Annotated in this window: 12 protein-coding genes; 5 read left to right on the top strand and 7 right to left on the bottom strand. The window is 55.6% G+C overall.

Annotated elements, in window-relative coordinates:
• The first annotated feature begins 231 nt into the window (after nucleotides 1-231).
• The gene (locus tag KK925_RS01420; RefSeq protein ID WP_174581801.1) at nucleotides 232-1,122 is read left to right on the top strand and encodes a malate dehydrogenase; all 891 of its coding nucleotides are present in this window, start codon (nucleotides 232-234) and stop codon (nucleotides 1,120-1,122) included.
• On the opposite strand, the gene KK925_RS01415 is transcribed toward KK925_RS01420, so the two are convergent.
• Complete coding sequence (locus KK925_RS01415; RefSeq protein WP_174581800.1) at nucleotides 1,093-2,403, bottom strand: copper resistance CopC family protein; 1,311 nt, start codon at nucleotides 2,401-2,403, stop codon at nucleotides 1,093-1,095. The two genes, KK925_RS01420 and KK925_RS01415, sit on opposite strands and share 30 nt — an antisense overlap.
• Before the next feature lie 215 nt (nucleotides 2,404-2,618).
• Complete coding sequence (locus tag KK925_RS01410; protein WP_174581799.1) at nucleotides 2,619-3,227, bottom strand: hypothetical protein; 609 nt, start codon at nucleotides 3,225-3,227, stop codon at nucleotides 2,619-2,621.
• Nucleotides 3,228-3,487: 260 nt separating this feature from the next.
• Here KK925_RS01410 and KK925_RS01405 point away from each other — a divergent pair, with 260 nt between their 5' ends.
• From KK925_RS01405 to atpC, 4 genes are all read left to right on the top strand, one after another.
• Nucleotides 3,488-4,417 carry a malate dehydrogenase gene (locus KK925_RS01405; protein ID WP_174581798.1) on the top strand — a complete coding sequence of 310 codons (930 nt, stop codon included), beginning with the start codon at nucleotides 3,488-3,490 and terminating at the stop codon, nucleotides 4,415-4,417.
• Between the two features lie 100 nt (nucleotides 4,418-4,517).
• The gene (mfd, locus tag KK925_RS01400; protein WP_174581797.1) at nucleotides 4,518-7,628 is read left to right on the top strand and encodes a transcription-repair coupling factor; all 3,111 of its coding nucleotides are present in this window, start codon (nucleotides 4,518-4,520) and stop codon (nucleotides 7,626-7,628) included.
• Nucleotides 7,607-8,605 (top strand): peptidylprolyl isomerase, encoded by a 999-nt coding sequence (locus tag KK925_RS01395; protein ID WP_174581796.1) that lies wholly within the window; start codon nucleotides 7,607-7,609, stop codon nucleotides 8,603-8,605. Before mfd ends, KK925_RS01395 begins: the two co-directional genes overlap by 22 nt.
• Nucleotides 8,606-8,618: 13 nt before the next feature.
• Nucleotides 8,619-9,044 carry an ATP synthase F1 subunit epsilon gene (gene atpC / locus KK925_RS01390; protein WP_174581795.1) on the top strand — a complete coding sequence of 142 codons (426 nt, stop codon included), beginning with the start codon at nucleotides 8,619-8,621 and terminating at the stop codon, nucleotides 9,042-9,044.
• 816 nt (nucleotides 9,045-9,860) lie between these two features.
• Here atpC and KK925_RS01385 read toward each other — a convergent pair.
• The 5 genes from KK925_RS01385 to KK925_RS01365 form a co-directional block, all read right to left on the bottom strand.
• On the bottom strand, nucleotides 9,861-10,082 hold the full coding sequence (locus KK925_RS01385; protein ID WP_174581794.1) for a hypothetical protein: 222 nt from the start codon (nucleotides 10,080-10,082) through the stop codon (nucleotides 9,861-9,863).
• Between the two features lie 768 nt (nucleotides 10,083-10,850).
• Nucleotides 10,851-11,303, bottom strand: a complete 453-nt coding sequence (locus KK925_RS01380) for a hypothetical protein (protein WP_214096186.1) — start codon at nucleotides 11,301-11,303, stop codon at nucleotides 10,851-10,853.
• A 768-nt stretch (nucleotides 11,304-12,071) separates the two neighbouring features.
• A complete protein-coding gene (locus tag KK925_RS01375) occupies nucleotides 12,072-12,926 on the bottom strand; it encodes an SDR family NAD(P)-dependent oxidoreductase (protein ID WP_174581793.1) in 855 nt (284 codons plus the stop codon).
• Nucleotides 12,914-14,284 (bottom strand): beta-ketoacyl-[acyl-carrier-protein] synthase family protein, encoded by a 1,371-nt coding sequence (locus KK925_RS01370; RefSeq protein WP_214096185.1) that lies wholly within the window; start codon nucleotides 14,282-14,284, stop codon nucleotides 12,914-12,916. The genes KK925_RS01375 and KK925_RS01370 overlap by 13 nt, the downstream gene beginning before the upstream one ends.
• Nucleotides 14,241-15,131 carry a phosphopantetheine-binding protein gene (locus KK925_RS01365; protein ID WP_174581792.1) on the bottom strand — a complete coding sequence of 297 codons (891 nt, stop codon included), beginning with the start codon at nucleotides 15,129-15,131 and terminating at the stop codon, nucleotides 14,241-14,243. The genes KK925_RS01370 and KK925_RS01365 overlap by 44 nt, the downstream gene beginning before the upstream one ends.
• Nucleotides 15,132-15,197 lie beyond the last annotated feature (66 nt).

Here is a 15,197-nt window from a genome sequence, read left to right as displayed (position 1 = left end):
GTCAATTCTTTTGCCCACCAAAGCTTATTTTTTCCCTAGCGTTGCACGTCTTTTCCCGACCTGCGTTTGTTTCCGTTCCCCAGCCTCCTTTTTGTCTGGGAGATGCCTCTTTTGCCCACAGGATTCCTCAATAAGAAATGGAAGGCGCCGATGGGTCCTACCGGAAGGCAGACTTCCGAAACAACTTTTTTTCTTTCCCCACGTGCCAGTCCCCAGTAGCAAAAAAGGCCGATGAAAGTCGCTGTAATCGGCGCCGGGGCAGTCGGAACTGCCATCGCCGCAAAAATCGTCGAGCGAAATCTTGCCGACGTTGTTCTCGTGGATGTCGTCCCCGGGCTTGCGGAAGGTAAGGCATTAGACATCCTGCATGCCTCCCCAATACTGGGATTTACCCGCACGATCCGCGGAACCACCGAGCTGGAAGCTTGTCTGTGGAGCGAGCTTGTGGTGGTCGCTTGCGGCCGAACCCGACAGCCGGGAATGACTCGGGAAGAGCTATTGGAACAAAATGCAGCCACCATACGAGAAGTTGCGGCAACCTTGCGAGCTTATGCGCCAGGCGCAACGGTCCTTGTGGTCACCAACCCGTTAGACGTCATGACGTGGCTGGTAGCCGAAGTGACCGGATTCCCACGAAAGCGTGTGTTGGGAATGGCCGGAGTACTGGACGCAGCCCGGCTTCGCTACTTGCTTGGGCAAGAGTTAGGAGTCGCCCCCAAGGATGTGTCAACCCTTGTCCTGGGAAGTCATGGGGAACAGATGCTCCCGCTTTTAGGCTATACCTTTGTCGGGGGAGTTCCCGTCAAAGAAAAAATTTCCCAGGCCCAATGGGACGAGCTGGTGAGGAAAACGCGCGAGGCAGGCGCCGACATTGTGCGACTTCTCCAGAAAGGAAGTGCCTCTTACGCACCCGCGGTGTCGGTCGTTGAAATGGTCGAAGCCATCCTCTTAGACCAGAAGCGGATCCTGGTTGCCAGTGTGTGGTGCGACGGGCCCTACGGGATCCGAGGGGCTTACTTAGGACTCCCGGTGCTTTTGGGGAGAGAGGGAATCGAAGCAATCCAGGAGCTATCTCTTTCCCAAGAAGAACTTTTATGCCTCCAGCGCGATCGGGAGGGGTAACCTTCGAGGGGCCTGGCGTTTCCCAAACGATAGTCCCAGTCTTTTTCCGATCGGAGCAAAGACGCTTTCCTCTCCCATTAAGCAGGGCCCAACGCGGAACACATGGTAGGAACGGACCAGAACGAGGCATCCAAAAAGCATCACCGCTCGAGCAAGATCTTGTCCCCATTCCGAGCGCCAAAGATCCACAGTCTTCCCAAAGAGTTCTATCCAAAACCACGTTCCAACCGCCACTCCTCCTCCCAAGAGGAGTACCAAAAAAACCCCAAGTTTGCCCAGTAGCCAGGATGCAACGGAGCGATTCTCCGCTTTGCGGATGACAGGAGCCAGGACCCAAGCTGAAACAAGGAGAAGCCCTAGCCACGCTTCCGTCGAAGCAAAGAGAAAACCTCTACCGATTTCCCACCATGGAGCTAGGTAAGCCCACCCTTCTGGGACAACTTCCGCCGCGACCAGAGAAAGGACCGCGACAAGTTCCAAAGAAAACGTTTTCCGTGGAGTGGCAAAGTGCCTGTAGGCAATCCAGAGCGAAGGAAATGCAACTAAGGCGCCGAAAAGCCGAGCGGTACCTCCCCAAAACGGTGATGTGCCAAGATAAAGACGTAAGGCAGCCCCTGGGGAAATCCCCAGAAATTCCTTGCCGTCCCACACGGGCAAAAGAGCCTCCCCGGCTGCTCCCGCCAACGCCACAAGAAAACCGAACCAAGCGAAAACCCCACCCTTTTTTTTCCATTTCTGCAATAGGCTCCACCCTAGACCGAGCGGGGGAACTCCGGTTCGTAACCGGGTAAATAGTACGCTCGCGAGGGCAGACCCCAAAACAAACGCGTAGCCCAGATGGGCCGCATAACTGACCCAAACCGTGGGCCAAAAACTCACCCGGTGTACCTCAACCCAAGGACGTAAACGAGAGGCAGGATACGGCGATTCCGCTTTCCAGTATACCGGAAAGCCTCCCTGGCTAAAGGTTCCATCCCGCAGCGAAAGAGCCTGCCACCGGACCCAATAAAGACCCGGAGAGAGTGGCCGGTTTGCACCCAATACGCCCTGAAGCCCCTGCCCGTCCGAAAGAAGATGGAGCCGGTCAAGCGAACCGCGGAGGGTCCCCCGTTCCCAAAAAAGGCTGGTGAAGCTTCGCGCAATCGGCTCAGTGAACCGGATAGTAACCGTATGGGGCTCGGAAAGAGAAGCGCCAGGTTTGGGATCGTAGGAGAGAGGAAACGCAGCCGCAAAGAAGGGCGTCGCTGTCACCTTTTCCTGTGTCTCCAAAGAGATGGCCATGCAAAGAACGGCTAAAACCCCTACCGAGGCGCCGGGAAAGAGCCAAGACGCAGTTGGACCCCAATCAGATGGGGGGCGGCGAGAGTCTGACCCAAAAAGGATCATCTCCACCGATTAGGAGCAAACCATCCGGCCAAAACAATCTCTTTCAAAGAAGAGGGACAGGACGAAAAAGGCGGGCAAACGTAACCAAAAGGAGCAAAGCCGCGGCAACCCTAGGGCTTTTCGGGGCTTTGTTCAAGCTCCGGTTCCGAGCGACGCCTGGCAACCCTCCAGCCGACCCACAGGGCTCCAAGGGCCGCAACTCCCAGACCAATCCACGGGACCACAGCTACGAGCAGGCCCGTTGAACCGGCGTTGACGACAAAATCAAAGCGTAGGGGACCACCCGTCTTGGGATCCTTCGCACCGATGACCGTCAAGGTTGCAACGTAACGCCCCTTGGAAAACTGGCCCGGTAAGGCGATCACACCCGCAGGGTACTTCCGGGCAGGCTCACGCAAAACAACGTTGCCGGAGGAGTCCTTGACCTCAATCGCAATGGGAACTTTTTTGAGGTCATCCGTGATCAAGTCAAAGGCCAGAACTAGTTGGCCTGTTGCCGGTACATCCTGGCAGTACGAGAGGGCCGCAGAACCCGGAGAAGCCTGAACGTAGATATCCAGGTGAACCGCGTAGCCGCTTTTTTCTAAGATGGCGCAGGATGGACCGCTCCCTCCTCCCCCATGAGCCCAAGCTGCGGGCGAAGTCCAGAGAAGGGTGCCTAGAAAAAGGCTCGCTACAACCGACAGGCGCACCAAACCAGGCTTAAGGGTGGAGGACATGCCCCAATTTTCATCCTCGAAAAGTTCCTGTCAATTCTTTTGCCCACCAAAGCTTATTTTTTCCCTAGCGTTGCACGTCTTTTCCCGACCTGCGTTTGTTTCCGTTCCCCAGCCTCCTTTTTGTCTGGGAGATGCCTCTTTTGCCCACAGGATTCCTCAATAAGAAATGGAAGGCGCCGATGGGTCCTACCGGAAGGCAGACTTCCGAAACAACTTTTTTTCTTTCCCCACGTGCCAGTCCCCAGTAGCAAAAAAGGCCGATGAAAGTCGCTGTAATCGGCGCCGGGGCAGTCGGAACTGCCATCGCCGCAAAAATCGTCGAGCGAAATCTTGCCGACGTTGTTCTCGTGGATGTCGTCCCCGGGCTTGCGGAAGGTAAGGCATTAGACATCCTGCATGCCTCCCCAATACTGGGATTTACCCGCACGATCCGCGGAACCACCGAGCTGGAAGCTTGTCTGTGGAGCGAGCTTGTGGTGGTCGCTTGCGGCCGAACCCGACAGCCGGGAATGACTCGGGAAGAGCTATTGGAACAAAATGCAGCCACCATACGAGAAGTTGCGGCAACCTTGCGAGCTTATGCGCCAGGCGCAACGGTCCTTGTGGTCACCAACCCGTTAGACGTCATGACGTGGCTGGTAGCCGAAGTGACCGGATTCCCACGAAAGCGTGTGTTGGGAATGGCCGGAGTACTGGACGCAGCCCGGCTTCGCTACTTGCTTGGGCAAGAGTTAGGAGTCGCCCCCAAGGATGTGTCAACCCTTGTCCTGGGAAGTCATGGGGAACAGATGCTCCCGCTTTTAGGCTATACCTTTGTCGGGGGAGTTCCCGTCAAAGAAAAAATTTCCCAGGCCCAATGGGACGAGCTGGTGAGGAAAACGCGCGAGGCAGGCGCCGACATTGTGCGACTTCTCCAGAAAGGAAGTGCCTCTTACGCACCCGCGGTGTCGGTCGTTGAAATGGTCGAAGCCATCCTCTTAGACCAGAAGCGGATCCTGGTTGCCAGTGTGTGGTGCGACGGGCCCTACGGGATCCGAGGGGCTTACTTAGGACTCCCGGTGCTTTTGGGGAGAGAGGGAATCGAAGCAATCCAGGAGCTATCTCTTTCCCAAGAAGAACTTTTATGCCTCCAGCGCACGGCGAAGGAAATTGAGGGACTTTTTGCCAAGGTGGCAAGCTTGCGCGCCTAGCTGAGCAACGGGGGCCCGAAAGGGGGCCTTGCGTTTCCCGGAGCTAAACCCCAATTCCTTTTGGAGCTCTTAGTATAGGTTTTACGGGGAGCTGTAAGCGATGAGGGATCCCATTACCCGATATCTTTCGCGGGCCGCCCAGGCGATCGAAAAAGAAATGGGCCCCCTGGCCCCGGGTGGGTCTTACTCCCTTGCCGGATTGCCCCAGCCAGCCTGGGCAGTTCTTATAGCCGCATGGTATCAGAAAATCCCAACGACTGTGGTGGTCGTCGTCCCGGATAACCAAACGCAGGAAACCCTGGCGATCGATCTGGAAGCCTGGGGAGTGCCCCCAAGGAGGTTTCCCGAATGGGAAAAAGCAGGGACAAATGATGCGCTTCCCGACCCAGATCTTCTCGCCCAGGCCTTGTACACGGCATGGCTGACCTTGGAAAACCCCCGGACGATCCTTTTGGTGAGTTCTCAGGCCCTGCAAGCCCGGCTTCCGGCACCCAAAGAGCTTCAGGATGCATCCCTTGTGCTAGAACCAGGTAAAACTACGGGAAGGGATCTTCTTTTAGGAAAACTTGAAGCCAGCGGGTACCACCGAGAGATCGAAGTTGAAGGGCGAGGGCAATACGCCGTGCGGGGCTGTATCACGGACGTTTTCTCCTGGACTCAATCCCTTCCGGTTCGCTGCGAATGGGATGGAGAAACTCTCCTCTCCCTTCGAGAATTTGATCCAGTCACACAGTCTTCGATCCGGCAACTGGAGCGGGCCAGTGTCTGTCTTTGGAATCCGAGCGACCCCTCGGCGCTTGGGGAAGCGACGCTTTTTGAGTATCTCCCCAAAACGACCCTCTTTCTTTATGGGGACTTGCGGATTGAGGGGCCCGTTCTTCACGGATCCTTTTACACACATGATTTTCTTCACGGGCCGCGAGGGGACTGGATCCTTGAGGAAAAACGCCGCGAGCTCCTCTTTTTCCATCTCCGGCAATGGGTTCGGGACCAATGGGAAATTCTTATTTTCTGCAATAGCGAGGGAGAGAAGCAACGACTAAGCCAGATCCTTGCGGAAGAGAACATCCAGGGGTCCAAGGCGATCCAGTTTTTCTGTCGCCCGATGACGCGAGGATTTGCCTGGAGGGAGGGTAAACTTGCGGTCCTCACGGATAACGAGATTTTTGGGCGCTACGAGCGGGCGATCACCCGGGCGATCCGCGCCCGGAAAAGCTGGGATCTTTTGCGTGGGCGTGTCCAGACCGCGGACTGGATGGACTGGGAGGAAGGGACACTTGTGGTACATGCCCATCATGGAATCGCGCGCTTTCGGGGTCTCCACCCCATGCCGGACGGAAGGGGTGAAGCCTTACTTTTGGAGTTTGCCCAGGGAGCCCGGCTCTATGTTCCTTTATCTCACTGCCACCTGGTAACCCGCTACGTGGGCCCGGGCAAAAGAAAGCCTCCTCTCGATGTCTTGGGAGGGCCGCGTTGGGGCCGGGCACTGGCCGCCGCAAGCAAAGCCGCCATGGAATATGCGGCGAAACTTCTCCGCATCCAAGCGGAGCGGCAAACCTTGCCGGGATATGCGTTCCCTCCGGACGACGCCTGGCAAAAAACGTTTGAGGACGCTTTTTTGTACGAAGAAACCCCGGATCAATTGCGGGCCATTGAGGAAACGAAACGGGACATGGAATCGCCCAAATGCATGGATCGGCTCATCTGCGGAGACGTAGGATTCGGGAAGACAGAGGTCGCCATTCGCGCGATTTTTAAGGCGGTCCTTGCAGGAAAACAGGCCGCTTTTCTCTGCCCCACCACGGTCCTGGCCCGCCAACATTACCGGACTCTGCAAGAACGCTTTGCCGACTACCCGATTTCGGTTGCGCTTTTGAGCCGTTTCCAATCCCCATCTGAAGAAAAAAAGATCCTCCAAGGCTTGGCCTGCGGAAATCTCGACGTCGTCGTCGGAACCCATAGGCTTCTTTCCCCTGATGTGCGGTTTCGTGACCTTGGGCTTGTCGTAATTGATGAAGAGCAACGCTTCGGGGTACGTCAGAAGGAAAGCTTTAAGGAAATCTTTCGACGGGTTGACGTTCTTTCCCTCTCCGCCACGCCCATTCCGCGCACGCTCTACCTTGCCCTGGCAGGCGTCCGGGACATGAGCTTGCTAGAGACCCCGCCCCCTAACCGCAAGCCGGTAGAGACCATTATTGCCCCTTACGACGAACGACTCATCCGAACGGCTATCGAACGCGAGCTTGCCCGCGGGGGGCAAGTGTACTTCCTCCACAACCGAATCGGGACACTCCCACAACTTCGTGAACGACTTGCCCTTTTGGTTCCTAAAGCGTCCGTAGAAATCATCCACGGAAGAATGCCCAAACGGACGATCGAAGACGTCATGCAGCGGTTTGTGGATGGAAAGATTGACATCCTTTTGACCACCTCGATTATCGAAAATGGCTTGGATATTCCCAATGCGAACACGGTCTTGATTGACCGTGCCGATCGCTTTGGCTTGGCCGACCTGTATCAGATCCGGGGGCGCGTAGGACGTGCCGGAGAAAAAGCGTACGCTTACCTGCTTTTGCCCAAGGGGTTTTTCATCTCCCAGGATGCCCGCAAACGAGTCTCGGCTATGGAACAATACAAGGAACTGGGCTCCGGCTTTCAGATTGCGCTTCGTGACCTAGAGATTCGGGGAGCGGGAAGTCTTTTGGGAACCGATCAAAGTGGTCACTTGTCCGCGGTTGGTTTCGACCTGTACTGCCGACTCCTCCAGCAAGCCATCCAACAATTGAAGGGAAAGAAGCAACCGGTGCTAGCGGAATGCAAAATCCATCTGGATTTTCTTGGAAACGGCTCTTTTGCTAGCGTTTCGGCTACCATTCCTCCCTCCTACCTTCCGGATCCCCGGGTCAGGGTAGCCGCCTACCGGGCCCTGGCTCAAGCGGAGAGCTTGGCAGAACTGGACGAGCTTCTCTCTTCCTGGAGGGACCGCTACGGCCCCCTTCCCCAAGAAGTAGAGCTTTTAGCTGGCTTGGCACGACTTCGCCTGCAAGGTGCCCAAAAGGGTCTCGAATCGATCGAAACGGTGGGGGATAAGCTTCTCTTGCGTCGCCACGGAGAGCCGATTCTTCTGGGCCATAGACTTCCCAGGATTTGTTCGCACAACCCCATGGAACGAATCAAAGAAATTGAAAAATGGGTGGAAACCCTCAGCTAATCTCCCTTTCCTTCTCTTTCCTCCTCATCCTTTCCGGTTTTCGCCTGGCGGCCCAGTCCGTCGACGGAATTGCGGCCATTGTGAACGATAAAGTGATCACTTTTTCTGAGGTTCGCCGTCAGGTGGAGCCCACGGAACGGATCCTCAAAGAAAGCTACTCTGGACCCCAGCTGGTTGAACGAATCAAGGAAGCCCGGCTCAGCGCGCTCCGAGCGCTCATCGAACGCGAATTGATCATTCAAAATTTTAAAAAGGAGGGGTACATCATTCCCGATCACGTTATTGAAGAGCGTCTTCGTGAGATCATACGCACTCAGTTCGAAGGGGATCGGCTTACAATGATCCGAACTCTGCAGGCCAATGGGATGACCATAGACCAGTACAAAGAGGACTTAAAAAACCAGATTATCATTCAGGCGATGCGGGCTAAAAATGTCCCTTCCCAAGTGGTGATTTCACCCTATCAGGTGGAGAGATACTACCAAGAGCATATCCAACAGTTTACCGAAGATCCCCAGGTCAAACTATGGCTTATCTTTATCAAAAAATCGGTGCCCCCGGAAGATCCCTTGGATTCCCCGAGCGGTCCGGCTCCCCCTGATCCTGCCTTACAAAGAGCTCAAGAAATTCTTTTCCGGCTGAAAACCGGGGAAGACTTCGCAGAGCTGGCTCGCCAATATTCGGAGGGTCCTAAACAGGACGCCGGCGGTGACATGGGATGGGTTACACGGGACACTCTCCGCAAGGAAGTCGCTGATGTCGTGTTCTCGCTGCATCCAGGCCAGCTAAGCGAAGTCATCCCGACCGACGATGGATACTATATCGCCATGGTAGAGGACGTGAAGCCGGCTAAAGTACAACCACTTTCCGAAGTACGAAAAGATATCGAAAAAACGCTGGTACAGGAAGAAAGGCAAAAACTCCAAGAAAAATGGTTAAATAAGTTACGAGCAAAAGCCTTTATTAAAATGTTTTAACCAGAGAGTTTCTGTGGACGTGATTATTCTTAGGGTCATCACCCCAGAAGGAGAGATCTTTTCTGGGCAGGTGAGTCGAGTTTCCTTGCCGGGTGCGGAAGGTCAGATGGAGATCCTTCCCGGGCATACAGCCCTATTTGTAAAGTTGGGTCCAGGTGAAGTTCGGCTCCAAAGGCCAAAGGGAGATTTCCACTTTCTTGTTACCGGAGAGGGATTCGCTCAGATCACAGCGCAAGAGGTTTCACTTTTAGTCGACGTTGCCGTTGCAGACGAAAGCCTTTTAAAAGAAGGCCTTGCCCTCGTTGAGCAAGGGGCCATTGACAGGTTAACCCAGCTGGATGCCGACAACCAAGAAATAACAGCGGTTCAGGCTGCCATAGCCCGTCTTGCTTTCGAACTTCGGGAAAGAAAAACGGCGAAACGTCGAGCCGGGTCTTAGATGGTAACCCTTCTTATCATCTTTTACGAAGGATCTATCTAACCAAGAAAGAACCTCGACCTTTTCGGGCGATCCCTGCAGAACTCCAAAGATACGATCTTTCGAAAGCCGGGTTTTTTCTAGGCTCTTTTCCTTGAGAGTGGATGGCTTGGCAACCATGGCCGGCCATACGCCGCCTTTGGCGGACGCCGTGCAAAGGGGGGTTCACCCAGGAAGGAAGCCATCACCATCCTGCAGCGACGACTCGCGCCGGAAGCACTCAGAGACCGCCTACAAGAGCTAACGCCGATGGTCAAAGCTCATCATTCAAAGGCCCGGAAATCGAAAGAATCGATAAAGAGCCCCCTGACGAAATGGAGGGTCCCAATAAACCCCGGAAAACGGGCGATGCAGACGCTTCCCGTCTCGGCCGATAACACCCAGCGTGTTCCTGGAAAGAAGAACCAAAGGTGGGCTGGGGAGAGCCGCCGGGTTCCTGGCCGAAGGCATGTACCCGAAGGACAATGGACAAGCATGAAAGGGGGATCCCGCAGGCGTTGGAGCTAGCTTAACTTCGACCCTGTTTGAACGTACATGGCTCTAGCCGAGCAACTGAATGGTTTCGTCCTGCCTAGCTGATCCACTTGGGCCTCTGAGAAAAAAGAGCAAGAAGGCCCACCTTTTCTGGAGTAGCTCGGTTTCCTTCTCTGGGTATTTCACAAAGCATTCGGCGCTCTAAGATTTGCCTTCGGGCAGAAGCCGCGCTTCGCGGATGGCTTGAAGCCGGCGAAGGGTTTGGGGGATCCGTTCGTGGAAGCCTTTCGAGACCCGTTGGGCTCACAGGCCGGCGGTGTGAGCCTCTAGGCCAGGAAAAAGATCCGGATGGGATTGCGGACTCGGGTCGCCGGCCCCCAAGGTTACACGGTAGAGACTTCCAGGGAGCTTTTGGGCTGGGGAAAGCCCCATTTCAACCACGGCGAGTCGCTCATAATGAGTGAGGGCCCCTCCGGGCAAAGTTTCCGGCCGGCAGAGACGGATCTCCAGCCAGATACCATCCATCGATCGCTTCCTCTTCGGGGATCCGCCCGTCTCTTTCCGTTTCCACGAGAATCGGCCGCGAGGGTCGGCACCCGTACTGCAGACTATTTTTTTATAGGCTTGGAGGCAAGAGAATGCCCCCAACCGACCGGGCTCCCCAGTTTGAGCGGATCGGCTTTTTTCACGATCGTTTTCGGAATCTCGGCCAATCCCTCCTTGGGAGAAGCCACCCCGCTTTCCCGTCGGGCCCGATCGCTCGAGGCCTAGGCCATTTTTCTCCGGCAATGACGTATCTAGTGCCATTGCCGTCCACCTCGATCACTTGACTCCGCTCGATAAGCCAAGGCTAGCGATCTTTTGGGAAGATCCCGAGAATACCTCTTGGAGCCTGGCCTTGCTTGACTCAAGCAAGGATACGCAAGCCCCCCTCTTCTTCGAGTGCTTCCAAGTTCCACGGCCTTTTTCCTTCCTCCATCAAAAAGAAACGTTCTTTCTTGAATCGCTAACCGTCGTGGGAGTGTCACGAGCAACGGCAGAAGCGTCTTCGAATCCGCCCGGTTTGTCCGCAAAACCTCCCCATGGATGGAAACCCCTTGAGCATGGGTCGCAATCGAGAAGAAAAAGGTGCCGTCGATCCCCTCGGTGATTCCGGCTCTCTCCCTAACGGGCGAGTCCCTCCGGCCCTACCCCCTCAAAGGACACACGGGATCAATCAGAAAGCACAAGACTCGTTCCCCGCAGGGAATCCTCCCGATAGACTTTCTTCTCCACCGAGCTCCAAAGCCCGTGTCACCCATCCCTCGCCCGGCAGAGCCCCTCTTCCCCCAAGTTTTTTGCCCGCACCCCGCACAGTTCCCCTAAAACCCTCCCGCCTGGTTTCTCCTGCAACGCACACCTGGAAGAGGAAAAAATCCGCCCCAAAAGCGATCGCTTTATTGAACCGCCGCTTCTCGTCCGAGCCGGCTCCCCCCCAAGGGTTTCCGCTAGACCCCACCTTCGGGACACCTTTTCCCGTCCCCTAACCCCCCAATTATCTAACGGCTCCTCCACCTGTAAGGCCTCCAGGGGGACAAGCTTCTGCCCTTTCACGCTTGTGCGACAAAGCTTTTGCGTTTCAACCGGAAGCCGGCTCCGATTGGCCCAATTCCTTCTTTTTCCCTCTTTCGCCACGCGGTAGGACTGGCGACCCCCCCACCTGCCGGCACACCTTCCCGTTGGGATCGGTACAAACCTCCTGGACATACATGCCTGCAACTTACAAGATATGTGATCCGATTATAAAAATCGTTTGCCTGTAGCTCCTTCATTTATCGACCCTACGCACGTGTTTATAAGTCCTGGACTTGCAACTCCAAAGGTTCAAAACCTGGGGAAGTTACGTGAGCCCCAAACGGACCAACCGCTGCCCGGTGAGAAGCCGAAGACCGGGCCAGGTACGAGTCGGAGATGGGTCCATAGGAGCTAAAAAGCTCCGAGAAAAGGCCTTGGGAAGGGAGGGCCCAGAATGTACCCCAGGGAAACCTCGGAAGAAGCGAAAGACATGGGCGAGTGAAGAAAGAGGTTAGAAGCTCCCGGATGCGCTTGGCGCCTCCGGAAGGAGGTAAGGGAGGAAACGAAGAGAACCCCGAGCAGTAACATCCCGAAGGGAGCGCTTTGAGCTCTGGCTCTGTTCCCTCGCACTCCACCACTGCTCGCCTCTACGATCGAGCGTCGGTATGAGCATCCAAGAGTCAACGTGTGCTACTGGTGTGATCTTGCCTACCTTAGACCGGCTGGGTCGACTCAAACGCAATGATTCTCTCTTTGGATGGGCCAGATCCGCTTTCGTCCCCGATCCAGAACCTGCCCGGTTCTTCGGCCTCTGGATCCAAGCAGTATCGTTCTGCAGGTCAAAGAGGCCACTGGCGACAGAAACAACGGCCCATTCGAACTAACCAGGGCCAACTTTCCCGCCCTTGCCCTTCACGCGTCTCTTCCCAGAGACGCTTTTCTCTCCTCCCCGGGGGCAAGCTAAGGTAGCCCGTAGTAACGCCGCAAAAACCACTCAACCCATCCTGGGGGAGCCAGCCGTGCCAAAAGGGGACCTAACCGGGCTTGAAAGAAGGTGCCGACAGTAACTACGGGAGGCGGGTTAGGAGATTCCAGGACCGCCATTAAGCATTCCGCGGCGAGTCGAGGTCCCGGAGACTCCTCAAACCTTTTGCCCGTAATGTCCCATACCCGATCAAACCAGGGCTGGTAGGGATCAAGCTCCGATCCTTCCAACCGCCGTGTAGCGCTTCGCATACTGGTCCGAAGATCTCCTGGCTGAAAATCGATCACCCGGATATTGGTGCCGGCTAGCTCCAGCCGCAAAGAAAGCGAAAGGTTAGAAAGACCTGCTTTAAACACACTATATGGGCCCATAAAGGGCACGGGGAAGCGTGCTGCCAGCGAGCTTACATTGATAATCGTCCCCCTACCACGCTTGCGCATCCCAGGCAGGGCCATGCGAACTAGCTCCCATGGACCCCGCAAAAGAACCCGGTATTGCCGATCCAAAAGCTCCGGGCTAAAACACTCGATTGGCCCGGCCAGTCCCAAGCCTGCATTATTGATAAGAACCTCAAATCCGCCTGACTCGGCCTCTGCTTGCTGGAATGCCTCCCGTAACTGCTCCGGATCCTCGAGGTCAAGCCGGACGGGATGAAAGTGTTCCTTTTGAAAGAGGTATTCCGGATGACGCGATGTCCCCCATACTTCATAGCCGTTGGCAAGGAGTGCCTGCGCAATTTCATATCCGATTCCTCGACTAGCTCCTGTTAGAAACACTGTCTTGGTCATCGCGCACGGGTTGGGGACAAACCACTCTCCTACCGGGGCCACGCCCCAAGGACAATACTCACGTTAGAGCCCCCAAAACCGGAAGAGTTACTCATAACGATCCGAGGCTCAATCGGAGTGGTCTTTCGAACCAGGGGGAGAAGAGCACACTCGTCGTCCGGTTGCTCGAGTTTTGCCGATGCCGGAACAAATTTTTTGGCTAGACAGAGGCAACAAAAGGCAACTTCCATCACCCCGGAAAGGGAGAGCGCATGCCCAGTTAATCCCTTGGTACTGCTAACCATAGGGAGACGAGAAGAACCAAAAACCTTTCGAATGGCACGCGCTTCTGCGAGATCTCCCGGATAGGTCCCGGTAGCATGCGCGTTAATATAGTCCACTTGAGAAGGATCTGTGATTCCCGCATCGGCAAGAGCCAAAAGCATCGCCCGGGCTAACCCTTCCCCATTGGGTTCGGGAGCCATGACATTGTACCCATCGCTTGCTTCTCCCCATCCGAGAACTTCCGCATAGATCGGTGCTCCCCGCTGGAGAGCATGCTCCAGTTCTTCCAGAACAACAACCGTGCTCCCACCGCTTGCCACAAACCCATCCCGAGAGCGATCGAAGGGAGCTGGGCTTTTCTCCGGATCCGACTGGGTACTCAGAGCACGAATCCCGGCAAAAGGAAGGCTGGAAAAGAGATTACAGTCTTCACCCCCAACGACAAAGGCGATGTCTTGCTTGCCTGAGCGAATGAGTTCAAACGCCGCGCCCGTCGCGTGAGCGCTCGATGCACACGCGGTGCAAAAACCTTGCAGGGCTCCTTTGATCCCGAAGGCAGCCGCGATATTGATGTTCAGTGTCCCCGCAATGCTAGCCACCATTGCCAAGGGGTAACAGTGCTGCACGCCACGCGTTACCATGGTATGGAGATTGTGATAGCTGATCCACATGGACCCACCCGAGGCACACACAGCACCTGTGCGCGGATGGGAAATCAATTCTTTCGGAAGCTGGGCATCCTCTACCGCCTGGACAAAAGCACAATAGGCAAAAACGCCGTGGGGAGGCATGGAACGAAGAAGCGCTCTTGAAATCCGATAGCGCTTAGGATAAACCCAGTCGTCACAGTCTAGAGAGGGAAACTCAAACCCCTTGATCGATCCTAACAATTTCACCGGGATTTGCGGGTTCTCAAACTCTGGCCAGCGTTCGATCCCGTGAATCCCTTCCCGAAGGCTTCGCTCCACCGTGGACCGGTCGTTCCCGATACTGGTAATAAACCCGAGCCCCGTTACTACCACTCTTCGCATGGTGGGGGTTCGCATAGGCTTTCGCAGAAAAGCTTCCCCTCCGCCCACTACTGAACCCTGCTTAGCTAGCTGACGGGTCAGTAGCTTGGGGACCGAGGGCCTCATTACCCTCGTCCTTCCCTAGACCCGGAGATTCCCCAAAAGCTAGGGTCAGTCTTTCCATACGCGCCACCCGTTCTCCACCTGCCGAGACGACAGCTGAAAAAACCGCCACGGGAGGGCGGAGTCGCACAAGCGTAGCTTGGATTTCCAGTAGCGCCTTGGGTGCTGTTTGGCGATAGAAATGGGCCTCCTCCACCGAAAGAAACAAAAGTTCATGACCTCCGATGGCCCGGCCTACACGCCCAGGCCCGCACTGGAGGAGCCACAGGCAAGCGGCCTGCCCGGCTGCTTCAAAGACGATCGAAGCCGGGGTTAACGGTCGATTCTTAAAATGCCCCTCAAAGAAAAACTCATCCCCTTTGAGCAAGTACCGAGCCTCCACCCGCTCCCCCTCCACAAGGGCTTCGTCCAGAAAAAGGAAAGGAGGTTGCTGGGGTAAAACCAGAGCGATTTCCTCTCGGGAAAGCCTCTGCCCCTTGCCCTCCGCACCGGCCCCAGAAAGTTTTTGTTCCAAAAACCGGTCCACATCACCGAGCGTCCGCAAGTTTCTTAGCTCGGCATCCTCCACACGAATGCCTAGCGATTCTTCTATCGTGAGCACAACTTCCAGCATCGTGAGAGAATCGATCCCTAAGTCTTCCACCAGTCGCAAATTCCGGTCCGCACGACTTAAATCCACCTTGTTTTCCGGGGGCAGGTAACGCTGCAAGATTCCCCGGATCGCAATCGGAACGCCGCTAAGGTCACCCATTTGACGGAATCGCAGCACCGCTTCCACTGTTTCGGGGCTGCACCGCTTGAGGGATGTGCGAATCTGTTCTAGTTCCTGTTCGCTCAATGGATCGGCCATGATCGGAAAATCACTCTATCACCCATCTTTCCCAAAGAAAGGAGTTGTGTCGTTTTTTGTAGCCAC

Origin of the sequence: Candidatus Methylacidithermus pantelleriae, from assembly GCF_905250085.1 — a bacterium.
GTDB lineage: Bacteria > Verrucomicrobiota > Verrucomicrobiia > Methylacidiphilales > Methylacidiphilaceae > Methylacidithermus > Methylacidithermus pantelleriae.
Note: the sequence above shows the minus strand (reverse complement) of the source record. Positions and strands in the feature narration are given on the sequence as shown.